The 19213-nt window shown below is 75.4% G+C and carries 19 protein-coding genes and 1 pseudogene; 8 read left to right on the forward strand and 12 right to left on the reverse strand.

Features of this window, described 5'->3' with window-relative positions:
- Positions 1–148: 148 nt before the first annotated feature.
- A complete protein-coding gene (locus OG286_RS04675; protein ID WP_405364759.1) occupies positions 149–1240 on the reverse strand; it encodes a hypothetical protein in 1092 nt (363 codons plus the stop codon).
- Positions 1241–2028: 788 nt separating this feature from the next.
- On the opposite strand from OG286_RS04675, the gene OG286_RS04680 reads away from it, so the two are divergent.
- Complete coding sequence (locus tag OG286_RS04680) at positions 2029–3633, forward strand: alpha/beta hydrolase (RefSeq protein WP_405363884.1); 1605 nt, start codon at positions 2029–2031, stop codon at positions 3631–3633.
- Positions 3634–3883: 250 nt separating this feature from the next.
- On the opposite strand, the gene OG286_RS04685 is transcribed toward OG286_RS04680, so the two are convergent.
- Positions 3884–4249, reverse strand: a complete 366-nt coding sequence (locus OG286_RS04685; RefSeq protein ID WP_396322183.1) for a hypothetical protein — start codon at positions 4247–4249, stop codon at positions 3884–3886.
- Positions 4250–4419: 170 nt separating this feature from the next.
- Positions 4420–5283, reverse strand: a complete 864-nt coding sequence (locus OG286_RS04690) for a helix-turn-helix transcriptional regulator (RefSeq protein ID WP_396322389.1) — start codon at positions 5281–5283, stop codon at positions 4420–4422.
- A 156-nt stretch (positions 5284–5439) separates the two neighbouring features.
- On the opposite strand from OG286_RS04690, the gene OG286_RS04695 reads away from it, so the two are divergent.
- Positions 5440–6294, forward strand: a complete 855-nt coding sequence (locus OG286_RS04695; RefSeq protein WP_405363019.1) for an NAD-dependent epimerase/dehydratase family protein — start codon at positions 5440–5442, stop codon at positions 6292–6294.
- Here the strand turns inward: OG286_RS04695 and OG286_RS04700 are convergent.
- Complete coding sequence (locus OG286_RS04700) at positions 6252–6653, reverse strand: hypothetical protein (RefSeq protein WP_405364761.1); 402 nt, start codon at positions 6651–6653, stop codon at positions 6252–6254. The genes OG286_RS04695 and OG286_RS04700 overlap by 43 nt on opposite strands.
- Before the next feature lie 286 nt (positions 6654–6939).
- Complete coding sequence (locus OG286_RS04705; protein WP_405363015.1) at positions 6940–9084, reverse strand: elongation factor G; 2145 nt, start codon at positions 9082–9084, stop codon at positions 6940–6942.
- Positions 9085–9582: 498 nt separating this feature from the next.
- Here OG286_RS04705 and OG286_RS04710 point away from each other — a divergent pair, with 498 nt between their 5' ends.
- Complete coding sequence (locus tag OG286_RS04710; protein ID WP_396322180.1) at positions 9583–10419, forward strand: DUF1963 domain-containing protein; 837 nt, start codon at positions 9583–9585, stop codon at positions 10417–10419.
- On the opposite strand, the gene OG286_RS04715 is transcribed toward OG286_RS04710, so the two are convergent.
- The 3 genes from OG286_RS04715 to OG286_RS04725 form a co-directional block, all read right to left on the reverse strand.
- On the reverse strand, positions 10403–11830 hold the full coding sequence (locus OG286_RS04715; protein ID WP_405363013.1) for an NAD(P)/FAD-dependent oxidoreductase: 1428 nt from the start codon (positions 11828–11830) through the stop codon (positions 10403–10405). The two genes, OG286_RS04710 and OG286_RS04715, sit on opposite strands and share 17 nt — an antisense overlap.
- A 308-nt stretch (positions 11831–12138) precedes the next feature.
- Positions 12139–12402, reverse strand: a complete 264-nt coding sequence (locus tag OG286_RS04720) for a hypothetical protein (RefSeq protein ID WP_396322178.1) — start codon at positions 12400–12402, stop codon at positions 12139–12141.
- A 21-nt stretch (positions 12403–12423) separates the two neighbouring features.
- Positions 12424–12807 (reverse strand): hypothetical protein, encoded by a 384-nt coding sequence (locus OG286_RS04725; RefSeq protein WP_396322177.1) that lies wholly within the window; start codon positions 12805–12807, stop codon positions 12424–12426.
- Positions 12808–13292: 485 nt separating this feature from the next.
- Here OG286_RS04725 and OG286_RS04730 point away from each other — a divergent pair, with 485 nt between their 5' ends.
- The 4 genes and pseudogenes from OG286_RS04730 to OG286_RS04745 all read left to right on the forward strand — a co-directional run bounded on the left by OG286_RS04730 (position 13293) and on the right by OG286_RS04745 (position 16180).
- Entirely contained in the window at positions 13293–13958 is a 666-nt protein-coding gene (locus OG286_RS04730; RefSeq protein ID WP_396322176.1) for a hypothetical protein, read from the forward strand.
- Positions 13959–14094: 136 nt separating this feature from the next.
- Positions 14095–14337, forward strand: a pseudogene (locus OG286_RS04735) (MBL fold metallo-hydrolase); the annotation flags it as partial.
- Positions 14338–14356: 19 nt separating this feature from the next.
- Entirely contained in the window at positions 14357–14563 is a 207-nt protein-coding gene (locus tag OG286_RS04740) for a hypothetical protein (protein WP_396322175.1), read from the forward strand.
- A gap of 201 nt (positions 14564–14764) precedes the next feature.
- Positions 14765–16180: a lytic transglycosylase domain-containing protein gene (locus tag OG286_RS04745; protein ID WP_396322174.1), complete on the forward strand. Its 1416-nt coding sequence runs from the start codon at positions 14765–14767 to the stop codon at positions 16178–16180.
- 168 nt (positions 16181–16348) lie between these two features.
- On the opposite strand, the gene OG286_RS04750 is transcribed toward OG286_RS04745, so the two are convergent.
- The 3 genes from OG286_RS04750 to OG286_RS04760 all read right to left on the reverse strand — a co-directional run bounded on the left by OG286_RS04750 (position 16349) and on the right by OG286_RS04760 (position 18334).
- On the reverse strand, positions 16349–16933 hold the full coding sequence (locus tag OG286_RS04750) for a TerD family protein (RefSeq protein WP_396322173.1): 585 nt from the start codon (positions 16931–16933) through the stop codon (positions 16349–16351).
- Positions 16934–17146: 213 nt separating this feature from the next.
- Positions 17147–17794, reverse strand: a complete 648-nt coding sequence (locus tag OG286_RS04755) for a class I SAM-dependent methyltransferase (RefSeq protein WP_405363009.1) — start codon at positions 17792–17794, stop codon at positions 17147–17149.
- Positions 17795–18103: 309 nt separating this feature from the next.
- Positions 18104–18334, reverse strand: coding sequence for a hypothetical protein (locus OG286_RS04760; protein ID WP_396322171.1), 231 nt, complete (start codon positions 18332–18334; stop codon positions 18104–18106).
- 10 nt (positions 18335–18344) lie between these two features.
- Between OG286_RS04760 and OG286_RS04765 the strand changes: the two genes are divergently transcribed.
- A complete protein-coding gene (locus OG286_RS04765; protein WP_405363007.1) occupies positions 18345–18548 on the forward strand; it encodes a glycoside hydrolase family 18 protein in 204 nt (67 codons plus the stop codon).
- Between the two features lie 91 nt (positions 18549–18639).
- On the opposite strand, the gene yidD is transcribed toward OG286_RS04765, so the two are convergent.
- Positions 18640–19068 carry a membrane protein insertion efficiency factor YidD gene (gene yidD, locus OG286_RS04770; RefSeq protein ID WP_396322169.1) on the reverse strand — a complete coding sequence of 143 codons (429 nt, stop codon included), beginning with the start codon at positions 19066–19068 and terminating at the stop codon, positions 18640–18642.
- Positions 19069–19213: the final 145 nt, after the last annotated feature.

A 19213-nucleotide genomic window follows, 5' to 3' on the forward strand; every position in this document is an offset into this window, starting at 1 on the left:
TCTCCTGCGTCGAAGGGCCGGGGGTCGAGCCGCAGCCGCCCCCGCTTTTCCGCGCATACAGTAGTCGACCGGTCGCGCTTGGAGACGGGCCGACGGCCCGACGCGGGAGACCCCGGCCCGGCGGAACGCCCGGCGCCCGCCCGGCCGGTTACCGCGGGGCCCGGTCCGGTGCCGGAGCCGGGACGACGGCGGCGAGCCGGCCGCCGCCGAAGAACCGCAGCCGCTCGGCCCGTGCCCGATGGCCCCACCCCTTGACCCGGTGGAAGCAGAGGTCGGCCGGGACGGGGGCATCCCGCAGGTCCGCCACCAGCGCGTTCGCCGGCAGTCGGGCCGCAGCCGCGGCCCGCAGCGGGTCACCGTCCGCCGACCAGCCGTGCGGCGGGGCCGGGTGGACCCACGGCTCGCCGGTGTTGGGGAAGAAGTGCTGACCGCCCGCCAGCGCCCGGCTCGCGAAGCCGGTGCCGTCCACGCCGCCCTCCGCTGTCCTCGCCCGCTGCGCCGCGCCACGGGCGATCCGGGCCAGACGGAGCAGCAGGTGCGGCAAGGACTCGGCGAGCAGGGTGAGCTCCGGGGACTGCGCGAGCCGCTCCGCGTCCGCCGGGACGGAGACGACGTAGCCCCACGCCCCCGACTCCTGGTCGATCCGCACCTGGACCGAGGCGCTCCGGCGGCCGTACTCGATCGACGCGACCGGCCAGAACGACCCCACACCGCCGACCATCTCCACCAGCGCGGGCGAGAGCCGCCCGGCGGCCGACCCGGCGCGCAGTTCGACCGGGGCCAGCCCGGCGATCCGGACGCCGCCCAGCTCCCGCAGCACGGCGCGCACGTCGCCGGGCAGCGGCACGGGCCAGGCATCGAGCTCGGCCTCGCCGCACCCCTCGTCCAGCTCGACCAGGCCGGGCAGCTCCGCCGCCAGGGCCCGCAGCTCGGCCACCGCGCGCTCGGGCGCGTCGGCCGGCACGGCGGGGCGTGCCACCGGGCGGCCGAGGAAGTCACCACTGACGAGACTGCGGATCAGCAGCACCTGGCCGTCGCCGGCGAGCGCGAACCCGGTCTCGCTGCTGCCGGTGTCCGCCGTGTCGTAGGAGAAGGAGTAGTAGGGCTCCCAGGCGAGCAGGCACGGGTAGCCGGGCAGCGCCCGCAGGTCCACGACGTCGGTCAGGCTGTCGCCGGGGCCCGCGAGCCGGGCCAGCCCGGGGTCGTCGGCGGCCGCGCGCAGCGAGGGGACGGCGGCCACCGTCCCGGCCCGGGGGGGTCTGCTCCCAGGCCTCGCCGCCGCGGGCCAGCCGGCCGGCGAACTCGGGCAGCCACCCGACGAATCCGGGCGCCTCGGCGATGCTCTCCGCCTCGTCCCAGGGCTCGATCAGGAGCACCGGGCCCCAGTCGTCACGCTGCCCGGTCCCAACGCCGACCAGCACCTCGCCGCCCTCGTACCCGGTCCCGCCGACGGCCAGGTAGCCGTCTCCGAAGCCGCCCGGTCCGGACGGTCCGAAGGAGTAGGTGCCCCACTCGTCACTCTCGACGCCGCCGACCTCACGCAGTACCGCCCGGCAGGCCTCGGGCACGAAGACCGGCCAGGAGTCCATCTGCTCGTCGGTGAAGCCGGCCAGCAGCTCCACCTCGTCGGGCAGCTCCTCGGCCAGCGCGTGCAGCGCGGCAAGCGCCCGCTGCGCGTGGCTCACGCCCTCCCCGGCGCCCCGGTGCGTGCCGTGATCCGTCCCCCGGTCCGTGCCCTGGTCCGTCGTCATGTCTGTACCGCCCGCCCTGCTGTGGTGCCGTCCTGATCGCTGCGGACGGCAGCCTAGCGGCCGTCACGGACAACGGGCCGCCGTCGATGGCAAGCACCGTCCGTCCTGCCCCGGTGTTCGTCCCCCGAGTACTCCATCAGGGGCTGCCGATGCTCCGACAGCTGTGCTGCGTGCCCCGGACACCCCCCGGACAGTCACCGTCCGGGCGGTGTATCCAGCTACACCCCCAAGACGGGTGCCCACCCCATCGATCACCCGGCTCCGGGCGGCCAGGATCATGGACGTGAACGCGAACGTGACCCGCCCTGACCCGTCCACCCCGGCCGACAGCCGCACCGGCGCCCCTACCGGCACGCGCCGGCGCCGGACGCCGCTCGCCGCCCTGACGGCCGCGCTGCTCGCCGCCGTCACCCTGCCGGCCACCGCCGGGGCCGCCGGCGCTTCGGCCTTACCCGCCACACCTGCCGTCCCCGCCCGGTACGCGCAGCAGCACCTCGCCTGGCAGCCCTGCGCCGAGGAGCCCTCGCTGGAGTGCGCCACCATGGCCGTCCCGCGCGACTGGCACCACCCGGCGGGCGGCCCGGACCTCACCGTGGCGGTCTCCCGGCACCGTGTGGCCGACCCTGCCCAGCGGCGCGGCACGCTGCTCATGGCGGCCGGCGGCCCCGGCGGCAAGGGTCTGCTGCGCCCGGCCGGCTTCGTCCACGACGCGCCCGCCCTCGGGGCCGCGTACGACGTGGTGGGCTTCGACCAGCGCGGGGTCGGCCACAGCACCCAGGCCGTCTGTCAGACCCCCGAGGAGTTCCAGGCCTTCTTCGCCGGGGACTTTCGTGACGACTCCCCCGCCGCACGGGACCGCGTCATCGCCAACTCCCGCAAGCTGGCGGCCGACTGCGAGCAGCGCAGCGGCGGCCTGCTGCCCTACCTGAACACCGAGCAGACCGCCCGCGACATCGACCTCTTCCGCGCCCTGCTCGGCGAGCGGCGGATCACCTACTACGGCCCGTCCTACGCCACCATGATCGGGGCGTACTACGCGACGCTCTTCCCGCAGCGGGTCGAGCGGATGGTACTGGACAGCAACATCGGCTTCGACGGCAGCTGGGAGCAGTTCCAGCTCGGCCAGCCGATGAGCTTCCAGCGCCGCTTCGAGGAGGACTTCCTGCCCTGGCTCGCGGCGCGCGACAGCACCTACCACTACGGCTCCACCCCCGCCGAGGCCAAGGCCCGCTGGGAGCAGCGGCGCGCCGCCCTGCACGACAACCCGCTCGTCGACGGCACGCTGACGATAGGCCCCAACCAGTTGGACAACGGCACCATCCAGGGCATCTACAGCAGGGACAACGGCTTCCCGCTGCTGGCCACCTCGCTGACGGCACTGGAGGACTGGCCCGGTGCCGACCCGGCCGCACGGGCGACGGCGCGGCGGGTCTTCGGCGAGTACCTCGGCCCGGAGTTCCTCGTCGAGTTCTTCTCGGTGACCTGCAACGACACGGCCTGGAGCCGCGACCTCTCCGTCTGGGCCGCCCGGGGCGCCGAGAACACCGCCCGGTGGCCGTTGGTGGGCGCCCGGACACTGGCCTTCGCCGCCGTCTGCGCCACCTGGCCGGCCCCCACGGCGCCGCAGGTCCGCGTCACCGGCGCCGGGCTGCCGCCCACGCTGATGCTCAACTCGGTCCACGACCCGGCGACGTACTACGAGGCCGCCCTCTCCGCCCACCGCGCGCTGCGCGGCTCCCGCCTGGTGACGGTCACCGGCAACGGCGACCACGGCCAGTACCCCGGCCCGAACACCTGCGTCCGCGACGTCGTCGAGTCCTACCTGCTCGCCGACCGGATACCCGCGCGTGACCTCACCTGCGCTTCTCCGCAGACGAGTTGACCGGGTCATCGGCGACGTACTCCAGCGGCGGGCCGTCGACCGACGGCAGCGCCTCGCCCAGCCGATGGCGAGCGGAGCCGGGCATCGGCAGCCGGCATCCGGCCTCCGCGGTCACGTCGGCCTCGTGAGGATGGCCCGCGGACGCGGCAGTGGCCGCCGGACGGAATCCGGCGGCCACGGGGCAGGGGCGGGTGTCGGGGCGCTCAGGGGCGCTCAGGGGCGGTCAGGTGCTCAGGGGGTGGTCAGCTCCTCAGGGGCGGTCGAGGGTGATGGAGTTGACCGGGGTGAGGTCGGCCCAGACGCCGTTCTGGGCGGGCATGTCGTAGTTGCAGTTGGTGCCGTTGTAGCCGAGGCACAGGTGGGAGTGGGCGCCGCCGGACTGGTTGTTGAGGACCCAGTGCCAGCCGGTCTTGTTCTGCAGGTTGTGGGCGCCGTAGCTCCAGAACACGTCGGTCGGCGGGGTGGAGGTGGGCGCGCCCTCGCCGTAGACGCAGACCGCCCCGTACGGGCAGCCGTCCCACGAGCCGTCGGCGGCCTGGGCGCCGGTGGTGCCGAGGGCGGTCATGGCGGCGGTCGCGAGGGCGAGCGCGGCGGCGGCGTGGATGATCTTGCGCATGGGTGGATCTCCCTCTGGTGTGGCTGGTCTGGCCAGTGGTCAGCAGCGTAGGAGGGGTGCGGCGGGAGCGGTCCCTGACAGATGACAGGGTCCCCTTCGAGCTCCTCCAGCGACAGCCGGGCGGCCCGCCGGAGCCCGCCGGTCCGCCGGAGCCCGCGGGTCGGCCGTGGTCACGGCAGGACGCCCCCCGGCTCCGGGGCACCGAGGTCCTGCCTGCCGACGACGCGCAGCAGCTCCAGCCGCTCCGCCGTGTCCGAACCCGGGTCGGCGGTGTAGACCAGCAGCAGCTGGTCCTGGCCGCCGGTCGCCAGGACTTCGCAGTCGAGGTCGAGCCGGCCGACCACCGGGTGCAGGAAGGTCTTGCGGCTGCTGCGCCGGACGGCGACGTCGTGCCGCTCCCAGTAGGCGGCGAACTCCTCGCCGGTGGCCCGCAGCCGGTCGAGCAGGGCGGCGAGGTGCCGGTCCCCGGGCCGGGCGGCGTGGGCCGCGCGCAGGTGGGCGACGTGGGCGCGGGCGAGGGCGTCGTGCTCCTCGGGCGGGAAGAGGGCGCGGGCGGCGGGGTCGGCGAACCAGCGGACCGTCACGTTGCGCAGGTGGGGCGCCCGGTCCGCCGCGTCGCCGAGGAGCGCGGCGGCCATCGGGTTCTGGGCGAGGACGTCGCCGACGTCCGAGACGACCTGGGCCGGGGTGTCGTGCAGGCGGTCCAGGATCAGCAGCAGGCCGGGCCGGATGTGGCTCAACGGGCTGTGCCGGCGCGGCGGTTCGTGGCCGGCCAGGTGGAAGAGGTGGTCGCGTTCGTCGTCGGTCAGGCGTAGCGCGCGGGCGAGGGCGGCGGCCAGCTGCGGCGACGGCTGGGGGCCGCGCCGCTGTTCCAGCCGGGCGTAGTAGTCGACCGAGAGCCCGGCCAGTTGGGCGACCTCCTCGCGGCGCAGGCCCGGCGTGCGACGCCGGGCGCCGGGCGGCAGGCCCACGTCGGCGGGGGCGAGGCGCGCACGACGACGGGTCAGGAAGTCGGCCAGGGCCGGTCGGTCGATCATGCCTTCAGCATCGCGCACCGGCGGCACGCCGAGCCAGGGATCGCCGATCCCTGGTTGAGGAGGTCTCTCCCGCCGCCGCGGCCGGCCCGGAAGAGTCTGTCGCGGCGGCCGGACGGGCCGACCGCCGGACGACCAGCCGACGAGGAGTCGACGATGACGGTGTTTCTGGTGACCGGGGCGACGGGACAGGTCGGCCGCAGGTTCGTGCCGCGGCTGGCGCAGTGGGCCGGCGCGGACGCGGTCCGGGTGCTGGTGCGGGACGAGGCTCGGGCCGCCGCCCTGGCAGCGCTCGGCGTGCAGGTGATGGTCGGCGACCTGCGGGAGCAGGCGGACCGGGCCCGTGCCCTGGACGGCGCGGACGTGGTGGTCAACGTGGCGGCGGCGCTGCGCGGGGTACCCGACGGGGAGGCGTTCGCGGTGAACCGGGACGCGGCGGTGGCGCTGGGCCGGGAGGCGGCCGGGGCCGGCGTGCGCCGGTTCGTGCACACCAGCACCAACCTGGTGTACGGGTGCGGGCTGGGCCGCCCGGCCCTCGAGGCGGACCGGTTGAACCCGGATGCCGCCTGGGGTGCGTACGCCGCGTCGAAGGCCGAGGCGGAGGCGGGGCTGCGGGAGCTGGGCGGCCGGCTGCCGCTGGTGGTCACCCGGCTGGCGTTCGTCTACGGCGAGGGCGACCCGCATCTGGCGGCCTCACTGCACTGGGCGGGCCGGTGGCCTGCGCACCGCCGGCTGGCCGTGGTCCACCACGCCGACGTGGCGCAGGCGCTGTGGCGCGCGGCGGTCATGCCCGGCGCGGAGGGCCGGACATACAACGTGGGCGACGACGCGCCGGTGACGGCCTGGGACCTGCACGAGATCAACGGGGTGCCGCAGCCGGAGGGCGTGGCCGGGCTCGACCTGCCCGACCCGTGGGACGGGCAGGTCTCGACCGCGGCGATCCGCCGGGAGCTGGGGTGGCGCCCGCTCTACCCGTCGGTGTGGACGGCCCGCGATTCCGGGGCGCTCTGAGGCCCACCGCTCCGCGCCGGCCGGCGCCGCCGGACCAGGGGGGCGACCGGTACCGCGACCGCCCCGGCCAGCGCCCCCAAGAAGAGCGGGGCGTTCCACCACGGCACCAGCTCGACGGAGCGCCCGTCCGGCCAGCGGCAGACGTGCGAGGGCGGGAAGAACCCCTCCTCGAACCGGATCCCCTGGTGCTCCGGCGCCCGGTACCCCTGGGCGCTCCAGCCGCCTTCGATCGCGTTGACGCACGGCCGGGTCGGGCGGGTGTCGAAGCCGGCCATCATGCCGAGGAACCAGACCACACCGGCCAGTCCCAGCAGCAGCGCCGTCAAGGCCACCCGTGCCGCGGTCGCCGTCCCTGCCATGCCCGTCCCCCGCCCGATCGTTCGTCCACGCCTACCGAGCAGAGACGATCATGATGCGGCCAACGGTTCCACGGCCGGCGGCCGGCACCTACGGGAGCCGCACGGCGCGCGCGACGGGCACGGCCCGGTCCTCGACCACCCGGCCCGGCGCCGGCACCGAGCCGTACCGGCCCGTGACCACCCCGGCCCGGCGCCCGCCCCGAGGCGTACTCCTCCGCTCCCGCACGGCTGGGCCAAGGCCGGGGGTAGGTCTTGTCCTGGCAGGACCTACCCCCGGCCGGAGCCGCTACTGCGGCGCCGGGGCATAACCGGCGGGCCGGGTGGTGAAGGTGCCCCGGCCCTGGGTGCGACTGCGCAACCTGGTCGCGTAACCGAAGAGTTCGGCCAGCGGAACGGTCGCCGAGACCACCGCGGTGCCGGCCCTCGGCGCCGAGCCCTGGACCTTGCCGCGGCGGGCGGCGAGGTCACCGAGCACGCCACCCACCGCGTCCTCGGGCACGCTCACCGTCACCTCGGCGACCGGCTCCAGGAGCAGCGGGCCGGACTTCCGCAGCGCCTCGCGCAGGGCGAGACGCCCGGCGGTGCGGAACGCCAGGTCCGAGGAGTCCTTCGGGTGGGTGGCCCCGTCGGTCAGCGTGACGAGCACGCCCGTGACGGGGTGGCCGCCCAGCGGGCCCTCGGCGAGGGCGTCCCGGCAGCCGGCCTCGACCGCCTGGACGTACTCCTTGGGCACCCGCCCGCCGGTGACGGTGGAACGGAACACGAAACCCTCGGCCCCTTCGCCGTCCAGCGGCGCCACGTCCAGCACGATGTGGGCGAACTGGCCGGCGCCGCCGTCCTGTTTGACGTGCCGGTACACCAGGCCGGAGACGCCGCCGGCGATGGTCTCCCGGTAGGCGACCTGCGGCCGCCCGACGGTGACCTCCAGCCCGTGGGCGCGGCGGATCTTCTCCACCGCGACCTCGAGGTGCAGCTCGCCCATGCCGGACAGCACCCGCTGGCCCGTCTCCGGGTCGGTGCGGACCACCAGCGACGGGTCCTCCTCGGCGAGCCGGGCCAGTGCCGTGGCGAGCCGGTCGGTGTCGGTGGCCCGCCGGGCCTCGACGGCCACCGTGACGACCGGGTCGGCCGCGACGGTCGGCTCCAGGAGCACCGGCGCGCCGGGCGCGCAGAGCGTGGCGCCCGCACGGGCGGCCTTCGCACCGACCACCGCGACGATGTCTCCCGCCACCGCCGACCCGGTCTCGGCGTGCCGGTCGGCCTGCACCCGGAGGATCCGGGCGATCCGCTCGGTGCGTCCCGTGCCGGCGTCCAGCACCGTGTCCCCCTTTCGCAGTGTTCCGGAGTAGACGCGCAGATAGGTGAGCCGGCCGGTGGAGGTGGCGTTCACCTTGAAGACCAGCGCCGCGAACGGCCCGGCCGGGTCGGCGGTGCGCTCCAGCACCGTGCCGTCGGTTCCGCGCGTCGAACCGCCCTCGGGACCGCCCGTGGAATCGCCGGCGGGAAGGCCGGTGGGAAGGCCCTTGGCACGGCCGACCGGTGTGCCGCGCACGGCGGGCACGTCCAGCGGCGAGGGCAGGTACGCCACCACGGCCTCCAGCAGAGGCTCGATGCCCCGGTTCCGATAGGCCGAGCCGCAGAGCACGACCACGGCCTCGCCGGTGCGGGTGAGGTCGCGCAGGGCGGCGGCCAGCGTGCCGGGGGCCAGCGACCCGCGGTCGCAGAACTCCTCCAGCGCGCCGGGATGGAGCCCGGCCACCGCCTCCTCCAACGCGTGGCGGCGCCGCTCGGCCTCCTCCCGCAGCTCCTCGGGCACCGGCCCCTCGCGGTACGGGTCCGGGCCGGGCTGGTCCTCCCAGGTCAGGGCACGCATCGTCAGCAGGTCGACCACCCCGGTGAAACCGTCCTCCCGCCCGATCGGCAGTTGGACGGCCAGCGGGGCCGGGTGCAACCGATCGCGGATGGAGGCGACGGCCGCGTCCAGGTCGGCGCCGGCACGGTCGAGCTTGTTGACGAAGGCGATCCGGGGCACGCCGTGCCGGTCGGCCTGCCGCCAGACCGCCTCGCTCTGCGGTTCGACGCCGGCGACGGCGTCGAACACCGCCACCGCGCCGTCGAGCACCCGCAGCGAGCGCTCCACCTCGTCGGCGAAGTCGACGTGGCCCGGGGTGTCGATCAGGTTGATCCGGTGGCCGCCCCAGGCGCAACTGACCGCCGCGGCGAAGATGGTGATGCCCCGGTCGCGCTCCTGCGGGTCGAAGTCGGTGACGGTGGTGCCGTCGTGGACCTCACCGCGCTTGTGGGTCTCCCCGGTCAGGAAGAGGATGCGCTCGGTGACGGTGGTCTTGCCCGCGTCCACATGGGCGAGGATGCCGAGGTTGCGGACGCCGGCGATGGTCTGGACGGTCGTGGTGGCGAGGTCGGTGCGCATGGCCCGGTGCCTTTCGGGGTATTCCGGAAAAGGGCGGCGCGATTGCGGCGACGGAACGGCCACGACGCGGGGCCGGAGAGCACACGCGCACGCGGGACCTCACTCGGGCACCCCGTCAACCGGGACACCACGGTGGCGAGTTCAGGCGTTCGTCGCAGGAATCCGATGCCGGCCGCGCAGCGGGCACCGGGCGCACGAGGACACCAGGATCACCTCGTACCGCGAGGAGGGAACGACGACAGCGGTGCGGTAGCGCACGGCCAGCCCTCCCTCAACTCGTCACGGTGGCACCGCCCCCGGAACGGTGGCGGCGCATGTCTGCGAGCCGAGTCTAGGGAACGGAGCCGACCGCGGTCACCGGGTTTTCGGAGCCCGGCTCCGGGCGGTTGGCCGGCAGACCACCCCCGCACGGGCGGCCCGACGGCCTCCGGACGCCGGCGGCCGCGGAACCGCCGGCCTCGCCTCCGCCGGGAGGAATCCCCTCCGTAGAGTGGCGGCATGATGCGCCCGAACCCTGTGACCGCCGCCGACGCGCGGATGCTCCGCCGGCTGATCGGCGAGGCCGGACTCGCGCCGTGGGAGGACGAGTTGATGGGCGTGGCCGAGCACGCGATCGCCCTGGGGCCGCGGCCGGCCGGCCTCGAGGGGCCGGAGCCGTTCTCCCGCTGCGGCGGCGTACCGGCCGTTCCTCCCGGCTTCGTCTGGCCGGGGACGGCGGACGGCCCGGAGTCGCTGCCGGACTGCTTCGTCGCCCAGATCGACCTGGCGGAGATCTCGCGGGAGGACGCCAACGGGCTGCTGCCGCCCCGCGGCCTGCTCTACTTCTTCTTCCCCGGCCATGACGGCTTCGCCGGCCGCGACCCGGTGGCCGTCCTCTTCTTCCCCGACCGGTCGGCCGCCGACACCGCCCCCTACGACGTGGCCGCCGATCCGGCGTTCGCCGACCTCACCGCCGGGTGGGGCGCCCCACCATGGGAGTTCACCGGCCCGCCGGCCCCGCTGTACGCGGCCGGCAAGGCCATGACGGCGCGGATCGAGCGGTTCTACGACGACCCGCTCGTCGACCTCCCCGAGGAGGCCGCGGAGCGCCTGGCCACCCTGGCGCCCGCGGCCCTCGACGTCGCGCCGGAGCACGGCGCCTCCATGGTGCTTCTCGGCCCCGACCGCGAGACGGACCAGTACGTGGTGGCGCCGTACGGCCGGGGCCCGGAGCGGATCCTGCTCGATGCGGGCCGCCCGGACTTCACCGAGTGCCCGCTCTACTTCGTCATCCGCGACGAGGACTTGGCCGCCGGCGACTTCAGCGGGGTCGAGGCCGTCACCGTCCAGCGGTGACGGGCCCGGGCGCCGAGGGTGAGGTGCCGGTCGAACGCTCAGCCGGGATGAGTGCGTCCCATTGATCCCGGGTCGGGCCGTCGTGCGTCGGCGAGAAGTCCGGGTTGGCGGCCAGCCAGGCGGTGACGTGCCGGTCCACCTCGTCCGTGCCGTAGGCGTCGTCGGCCGGTCGCAGGAGATGGCGCACCTGGGCCCGGGCCCTCATGACCACGGGATCGTCGAAGGCGCAGGCGGCGAGGGCGGCGGCCCGCCGGTCCGACAGCGGTGAACTCTCCGCGAGGCGTTGCGCGTTGATACGGTCGGCCGTCACCTGGGTGTCGAACCACGGCCGGAGGGCCTGTACCGTCCAGGTGTGGTAGCCGACTGGGTCCGCGGCGATCCGGTCGGCATGGGTGGCGAGGTGCTGGGCGGCGCGCAGGCCGAGGGCCGCGCCGTGGCCCAGGGTGGGATTGGTGTGGATGAGGCTGTCCCCGGCGTTGACCAGGCCGGTGACGACAGGTCCGTCAGCGTCGGCGAGGGCGGTCCAGCGGTTGTCCAGTCCGGCCATCGGCAGGACGGCCGACTGTGGTTCGGGGGCCAGGCCGAGCCAGGCGGCGGTGGCGGGGAACCGGCGGGCGGCAGCCTCGAACACGGCCGGGTCGGTGAGCGCGCCGCGGGTTGGATCCCCCGTGGAGAGCACCAGGTTCACCGCGAAGGTGTCGTTGTCGGAAGGGAAGACGCCGGCGAGCGCGAACGGTGCCGCCGAGCCGTTCTTCACCCGCCCGGGGTCACGGGGGCCGTCGGCTCGCAGGCGGTACCAGCGGCACAGATAGGCGATCCCGGCACGGTGGCTGTCGACCACGGGCGGACGGCAGCCGGCCGCGATCAGCCAGGCGGGGACGGGCGAGCGGCGACCGGACGCATCGACGACGAGGTCCGCCCGGTGTACGTCCGCACCCGCCTGCACGCCGGCGACCCGGGCAGGGCGGCCCTCCTCGACGGCGAGGCCGCGCACCCGGCACCCTCGCCGCACCTCGACGGTGCGCTCCCGTCGCACGGCCGCCGTCAGAGCGGCCTCCAGCACGATGCGGCGCGTGCGCAGGGTCACCAGCTCCTCGTCGCCGTCCCGGTACGGCGGGTGCTCGCCGAACCAGTCGAACTCGTGGTACTCCCGGGCTCCGCGCGCCAGCAGGTCCGCGTAGACGTCGGGGGCCTCGGTGCGCAGCACGGTGCGTACGGGTGCGAGGAGCGAGTGGGGCTGGACGGCCTGCGGGATCCGGGGCCTGTGCCAGTCGAAGAAGTCCCGGTCCAGATCCTCCCCGGCCTGCCGTGCGTCCTGCTCGAACAGCGTGACCGTGTGGCCCCGCCGGCCGAGCATGAGCGCCGCCCCCAGCCCGCTGATGCCCCCACCGATGATCGCAACCCGCGCCACTGGCTCCCCTTCGCGTCGTGTTGCGGGCCGATCCTACTCCTTGGTGATCTTGGGCCGAGAACCGGGATTCCCCCTGTCCCGCGCTCGCACCCGCCGCGGCGCAGCCCCGCGCACGGCTCCGCCTCCGCCCCGGGGACGGAAGCGGGGACGGAGTCGGGGACGGGACGGGAACAGAGGCGGGGGCGGGGGCGGGGGCGGGGTGAGCGCGTAGTCCACCCCACGATCGGCCTGCGCGACCGGCCGGACGTCCCGTCGGGCGTCCACGCCGAGTACCGGTGCCGGGCCCGGCCTGCCGACAGGCCTTCGGACTACCCGCGCCCGGCGCGGTGTCGGCGGAGCCAGGCGAGGGCGGCGACCAGCCCGACGGCTCCGCCCGCGCAGAGCTTGACGGCGCCCTTGGCGAGCAGCCAGCCGAGGCCGGGGAGGGTCCAGCCCAGCCAGTGGAAGACCGCCAGCAGCACCCCGGCCGCGCCCAGCGCCGCCACGATGGTGACCATCACGGCCGCGCCGGTGGAGAGTTCGCCTTCCTCCGCAGCCGTTTCCCGCGTTTCGTTCGTGCCCCCGGAATCCATGAAGGGGATCCTAACCCGACGTCAGCGCAGGGCGTGGTGGGTGTCGCCGGTGTGCTCGCCGGTCTCGTGGTCGGGGAAGCTGACGGCGAGGGTGACGCGGTACTCGAAAACGTCGTCGCAGTGGCCGGGGACGCGGGCCCAGGCCAGCGAGTGCACCTCGGCCTCGGGCGCCTGCCGGCACCAGGCGGCGGCCTCCTCCAGGGCCCGGGCCGCCGAACGCCCGGTGCAGACCACGGCGGTGTAGGCGGCGACCGCGACGTCGCCGCCGCTGCGCCCGACCCGGGATACCGCCCTGACCGCGGCCGCGGCGTGGGTGAGGTCGCGGGCCAGGTCGTCGACCACCCGGGGCGGGGCCGGCAGTACGGCCGGACGCCCCGTCACGGTCTCCGGCAGGTTCGTGCTCACTGTCAGGGCCTCCGTCCGCCTGGTCACGGGATCTGCCTGGATCGGGTCCGCCGGAATCGGGTTCACCGGGATGGGGTCCGCCTGTTCGGTCACAGGGTGCGCCTGGTCACGGGCCCAGGATGACGGGTCCCCGTTCCTGGCATGACCACTTTCACCGGAACATCACCCGTCCGGGGAGCGGATGGTGTAGAGCGTGACGTCTCCGGGCGCGCCCTGGTATGAGGGGACCGACACATCGGGCCAGGTCAGGCCGCTCACCGGCGGGCGCCGCCCGGAGCCCGCTCGCACGTGGGCGCACCACCGCCGTGCCCCGGACCGCCTGTTCGGCTCCCGGCCGCGCCCGGTTCACGTCCGCCCCGGGTGCCGGCCGTGACGGATCCGTACAACTCCCGTTGCCGAAACCGGAAATACCGGACCCACCCGGCCACTAGGATCCTGCCCGAGGCAGTCCGCCGCCGCGGTGGACGTCATCGGAGGGGGATCCCATGCTGCTCAAGTCAACGCTCCCGTACAGCCGTCGGCACCTCTGGCTGCCCGCGCTGGCGCTCGCGGGCGCGGCGCTGGCCGGGTGCTCCTCCTCCGGCGGGGGCGGGTCGGCGGCGACCTCCGCGCCCGCCACCACGGCGGCGACCGCCCCGGCCGCCGCGCCCACCACCTCGGCCCCGGCGTCCACGCCTGCCGCGTCCACCCCGGCCGTCCCCGCCACCACGGCGCCGACCGGTGCCGCCGCCAAACGGCCCGCGGACGCCTGCACGCTGCTCAACTCCCCCCAGGTGATCGCCGCCGTCGGCACCGGCGGGCCGTTCGCCGGGACCCACCCCGACCCGGCGAGCGACGGCAGCCCGGTCTGGGGCTGCACCTGGGGCTCCCGCCAGTCGTACGCGTCGATCCGCGAGGTGAAGCCGACCGTCCTCGCCTCCGTCAAGGCGAACCCGGACTACCAGATCACCGCCGTGCCGGGGGTGGGCCAGGAGGCGCTGCTGGCGCAGCGCAAGGACGGCACCCACCCGGTGGTCTACTTCGTCGCCGACGGCCAGGCCTACTCCGTCGAGGTGGTGAAGGACCGCGGCCCCGGCGACAACGTCAACGCCCCTGCGGAGGCTCTGGCCGAGAGCACGCTGGCCCTGGTGCTCGCCAAGTCGCTCGGCTGATCCCCGGCCGCCGCGGCTCCCGGGGCCGGGGCCCGGCGGCCCGGACCGCCCGGAGGCGGCCTGAGGCCGTTCGAAGGCGACCGGGGGCGCCGGGCGGCGCCTCCCGTTCAACGCCTCGCCCGACCTGCGCGGTCAGCTGCTCGCCGCCCCCGAACTCACCCCCGCCCCCGCCCCCGGCGCACGGAACACCCCGCTGCGCGGCGTCCTGCTCACCAGCGGAGAACTCGACCACACGCTCGGCCTGTTGGCCCTGCGCGAGGCTGCCGAACTGACCGTGCACGCCACCCTGCCGGTCCGCTGCGCGCTCCACTCGGCCTTCCCGGCCGGACCTCTGCTCGCCCCGTACACCAAGGCCGGCTGGCATACCCTCACCCCGGGCCGCACGGTCGAGCTGGCGGGTGGCCTGCGCCGAGCCGCTGGCGCTCGGCGGCAAGCGGCCCCGCTACACGGCCGACCTCCCCGGCGAGGGCTGGGAGGGCCGGGCGGACTGGGTCTGCGGCTTCCGGTTCACCGACGCCGACGGCCGGGCCGGCGCCGTCCACGCGCCCGGGCGCGCCGAGTGGACGCCGGCCGTCACCGAGGACGGGATGCTGCTCGAGCTCTGACTCCCGCTCGCCGACCGACCCCCTCACCACCTGCGCGTTCACCGAACGGTGGCGCCCAGGACGCCCTCCGCTCACCCGGGCCGCGCCAGATCGTCGTGATACTAATCATTGCGGCAATGCGAACTGTCATGCACGGGCAGGCACGATGGTGACAGCCCGTCCGTTCCCCGAGGGTCCGGACGGTCAGGGGAGGGGCACGGTATGAGGGCAGGGCTGGGCAACGCTGGACACGGCGGCACGGGGCTCCCGGGGCGCCGGCTACGACTGGGCAAGCGCGTCACCGGGACGGCCGCGGCGTTCACCGCGCTGGCGGCTCTGACCGGTTCTCAGGTGACCGGCCTCGGGCTCGCGCCCGTCGCGGCGGCCGGCACGGCGACCGCCGCCGGCGAGCCTGTCACCGCCGTCTCCGCCTCCACCACCCTGCCCGGCGCCGCGCTCCCCGGCACCGCACAGCCGACGCTCGCCAACACGACCGGCGGCGGCCTCCCCGTCGACGGGGGTGGCACCAGCCCGCTGCCGCAGCCGCCCACCTCCCTGCCGGAAGGGCCGTCCGCCGGACCGTTCCGCACCGGGCCCGCCCTGCCGGAGACGGTCTTCGCCGCCTACCGCAAGGCCGAGACGGCCCTCGCCCAGCGCTCGCCCGGCTGCCACCTGCCGTGGCAACTGCTGGCCGCGATCGGCGAGGTCGAGTCCGGCCAGGCCGGCCGCGGCGCGGTGGACGCAGCCGGGACGACGTACCGGCCGATCCTCGGCCCGGTGCTCGACGGCAAGGGCTTCGCCGCGATCCCCGACACCGACGGCGGACGGTACGACGGCGACCGCGTCTGGGACCGGGCCGTCGGGCCGATGCAGTTCATCCCCTCCACCTGGTCCACCTGGGGCGTCGACGCCAACGGCGACGGCCAAGCCGACCCGAACAACATCTTCGACGCCGCCGAGGGCGCCGGCCGCTACCTCTGCGCGGGCGGCCGCGACCTCGCCGACCCGGCTCAGCTCGACCGGGCGATCCTCGGCTACAACAACTCGGGCGAGTACCTGCGGACCGTCAAGAACTGGATGGCCCACTTCGACACCGGCACCCCGGCCACCACCCCGGACCGCCCGGCTCCGGCGACCGTGCCGACGGCCCCCCTCCCGCCCACGGCGCCCACCACGCCGGTCCCGTCGGCCACGACCTCGGGCACGCCGTCCGCGCCGTCCGGGACGGCGACGCCCACCTCACAGCCCTCCCCCTCGGCCACCGCGGGACCGACGACCGGTCCGACGGCAAGCCCGACCTCGAGCGCCTCGCCCACCGCGACGCCCACCACCACTCCCACCGCGACTCCCACGCCGACGGCGACGCCCACCGGGACACCGAGCACGACCCCCAGCGGCACGCCCAGCACCACCCCCAGCGGCACGCCGACCGCGACGCCGACCACCTGCCCCGTCCCCACGGCCACGGCCACGCCGAGCGCGACGGCATCCCCCTCGGCCACCGCCACCTCGACGGCCACGCCCACCGCTCCCGGCTGCCCTACCCCGACCTCAACCCCGTCGGCGAGCGCGAGCGCGACCGCCACCCCCTCCGCCGCCCTCTCCCCCTCGGCCGCACCCTCGCCCTCGGCGCACTGACCCCGACGGCCGGGGTCGGCGGCTCCGACCCCGGCCAGGCGGGGCGGTGTGATCGTCCGTGCCCGCGGGCGGACAGGGCGCTACAGGTGCGGGGCCCGTCCGGGGGGAGATCGGACGGGCCCCGCTGCTTCCGGGGGCGGCCGGCCGGGGCCGGCCGAAGGGGTGGGCTCAGAGGTGCTTGCCGAGCTCCGGCATCAGGTCCTGGAAGGTCCGGCCGCTGGCCGGCTGGCCGATCGCGGCCATCTGCCAACCACCCGCCGTACGCTGCACCTTGGCCATGATCTGCGCGGTGTACGGGCCGCCGCCGGTGAGCGTGTAGCGGGCGAGCTCGGCGCCGGTCTGCTCGTCGACCAGCCGGCAGAAGGCGTTCTCGACCTCCTGGAAGGTCTGCCCGGTGAAGGAGTTGACGGTGAACACGATCTGGTCGACCTCGGCCGGCACCCGGGAGAGGTCCACGGTGATCGACTCGTCGTCGGTGGCGTCACCGGCGCCGCCGGTCAGGTTGTCCCCGCTGTGCCGCACCGAACCGTCGTTGCTCTGCAAGTGCTGGAAGAAGACCACGTCCACCGGCTTGCCCTCGGCGAACAGCACCGCCGAGGCGTCCAGGTCGATCTCCTGCGAGGCCAGCAGCTTGGCGAAGAACCCCTTCTTCTGCGCGGCGCGCCAGCCGAGGCCCATCCGCACCAGACCCAGCCGACCCCCGCCCGGCTTCTCCAGGCTCAGCTTCTGACCCTTGGCCAGGGAAACGCTCATCGTGCCCTCCTCGTTCCTCCGCCGTGCGCGCCTCGAATCTACAGCACTGTAGAGATTCCCTGGGCCGACGTTCCATCCGCGCGCGGCATTCGTTCCCAGAAGACCAGGTACCCCACTCCTACGATCAACACCACATCATCCGAGCACGGAGCAGAGATCCCGGGGGATCGACACCACTCCCCCGAGAGCACCCTGCTCCGCGGCAGCCCCCCGTCAGCCGGCCCGCTCCAGCCGTACCAGCGCGTCGATCGCCTCGGCCCGGCCCGAGCCCTCCTCGGTGGGGTGGCGGTGGCCGGCCTCCGCGGCGACCGGGCGGCGGACACGCTCGGCACGGACGGTGCGCAGGCCGGAGTCGGCGAGGTCGGCGAGGATGTCGTCCGGAGTGAAGAGGACGCGCGGGTCCCGGGGGCCGCCGACCCCCTTAGTGAGGTTGGTGGTGTCGTGGCCGACCACCAGCAGGGTACCGCCGGGGGCGAGCGCGGCGGCGGCTCGGCGCAGCGCGGTTCGGCGGTCGTCGGCGGGGAGCTGGAGGTAGGCGACCACGACGAGGTCATAGCCTGCGGGCGGGGCCGGGAGGGTGCGGGCGTCGCCGCGGCGCCAGGCGAGCCGGGCGGCGACCTCCCCGGGGAGTCCGGCGGCGAGCCGCCCGGCGCGTTCGAGGGCGACGGCGGAGAAGTCGAGGCCGGTGACCTGCCAGCCCTGGCGGGCCAGCCAGATGCTGTTGCGGCCCTCCCCGGCGGCGAGGTCCAGGGCCCGGCCGGGGGCGAGCCCGGTGATCTCGCGGACCACCCAGCGGTTGGGTTCCGCTCCCCAGACCAGCTCGCTCGCGGCGTAGCGCTCGTCCCAGTCCCGGCTGTCCATCGCTCGTCCTCCGTTCGGCGGGGCGCGTCCGTCCGGCGGGGCCGCCCTGTCGCCACCGTACCGGCGCGGCGGCTTTCGGCCATCCGGCGGGCGGACGCCCTTGACAGCGAATATTGATCCAGTCCAATCCGTGATGTCGTCGATGCGTACGGACCAGTGGTCCCACCGCGCCACCACGCCGTACCGAAGCACGTGTTCACCCCGGCCGCGCGCCCCCACAGCGCTCGGCCCGGCTCCCCGAGGCCCGCCCGGGCCCATCGCACCGCCGGAACCCCCACTCATCCGGAGGACACCCCATGCACGACAGAGTCACGCCCGCGCGCCCTGCCGAGCGCCGGGCGACCCCACCCTGACCGGCCCGGCGGGGCCGACCACCAGCACCAGCCCGACGGCGTCCACCAGCCCCACCGCGTCCGGCAGTCCGACCGCGACGGCCAGCCCCACGGCCTCGACCAGCCCGACGGCGACGACCAGCCCCACCGCCTCCAGCAGCCCCACCTCGGCGGACACCGGCCCGGCCGGGGACGGCAAGGTCACCACGCCCACCGGCGTGACGGCCGGCAAGGTCACGGCAACCGAGACCTCGTGGGTCCATGACGGCACCAACTTCTGGACGGGTGACACCCTGCAGGCCATCCAGGCACGTGGGGCCTACGCCAGGAGCAAGGGCCTGGCCGGAATGTTCGCCTTCTCGCTGGAGAACGACGACGCCTCCGGCACGCTGCTCAACGCGATCGACAGCAGCCTTCACTGACGCTCCGTCACATGCGGCCGGGGGCCGCGCGGATCACGGTGATCCGCGCGGCCCCGGGTCGCCTCCGCCGTCAGCGCTCAGCCGTCCGGCGTCAGCGCTCCGGCACCGGGTCGGCCCCGTTGCCGCGGCGCGCCACGCCCGGGCGGCAGCGGAGCAGGCGGCCGACCGTCAGCCGGGCCCCGCGCACCGCACCGTGCCGGTGCAGCGCCTGGACGGCGTAGGTCGAGCAGGTCGGCGTGTACAGGCAGCAGGCCGGGCGCTTCGGGCTGATGTCGGTCCGGTAGTACCGCACCGCGCCGTACAGCACGCCGGCCGCGAATCCCCCCGGCGCCGGCGCTGCCGGGTCGGCGTGGCCGCGGCGCGGGCCGCGGCCGCCGGTGAGGGCGAACCGGACGCCCGCGACCGTCATCACCGGGACCAGCGCGATCAGGCAGGGATCGCCGAGGTCACAGCAGTCACAGGCGTCGCAGGCGTCCGACCAGTCGCGGTCCTTCTTCTTGCGGTTCTGCCGCCCAGCCACTCCCACCGTTGCAACTGCCGCCGCCGACGCTCCTTCTCGGGCAGCCACCACCACGCCCGCTCGGGGCGCCGCGGCGGATGGGGGGCAGGCTGGCGCGGCGGCGGGTAGGCCACGGCTCACGATCCCTTCGGAGACACCCGACGGG

The sequence above is a fragment of the Kitasatospora sp. NBC_00039 genome, assembly GCF_045160625.1.
Classification (GTDB): Bacteria; Actinomycetota; Actinomycetes; order Streptomycetales; family Streptomycetaceae; genus Kitasatospora.

Coding starts and splice junctions, on each gene's coding strand:
- OG286_RS04710 (WP_396322180.1), top strand. CDS start 9,583: ATGATGCGCCCGAACCCTGTGACCGCCGCCGACGCGCGGATGCTCCGC.
- OG286_RS04720 (WP_396322178.1), bottom strand. CDS start 12,402: ATGGATTCCGGGGGCACGAACGAAACGCGGGAAACGGCTGCGGAGGAA.
- OG286_RS04755 (WP_405363009.1), bottom strand. CDS start 17,794: ATGGACAGCCGGGACTGGGACGAGCGCTACGCCGCGAGCGAGCTGGTC.
- OG286_RS04750 (WP_396322173.1), bottom strand. CDS start 16,933: ATGAGCGTTTCCCTGGCCAAGGGTCAGAAGCTGAGCCTGGAGAAGCCG.
- OG286_RS04730 (WP_396322176.1), top strand. CDS start 13,293: ATGCTGCTCAAGTCAACGCTCCCGTACAGCCGTCGGCACCTCTGGCTG.
- OG286_RS04705 (WP_405363015.1), bottom strand. CDS start 9,084: ATGCGCACCGACCTCGCCACCACGACCGTCCAGACCATCGCCGGCGTC.
- OG286_RS04700 (WP_405364761.1), bottom strand. CDS start 6,653: ATGGCAGGGACGGCGACCGCGGCACGGGTGGCCTTGACGGCGCTGCTG.
- OG286_RS04695 (WP_405363019.1), top strand. CDS start 5,440: ATGACGGTGTTTCTGGTGACCGGGGCGACGGGACAGGTCGGCCGCAGG.
- OG286_RS04680 (WP_405363884.1), top strand. CDS start 2,029: ATGGACGTGAACGCGAACGTGACCCGCCCTGACCCGTCCACCCCGGCC.
- OG286_RS04685 (WP_396322183.1), bottom strand. CDS start 4,249: ATGCGCAAGATCATCCACGCCGCCGCCGCGCTCGCCCTCGCGACCGCC.
- OG286_RS04745 (WP_396322174.1), top strand. CDS start 14,765: ATGAGGGCAGGGCTGGGCAACGCTGGACACGGCGGCACGGGGCTCCCG.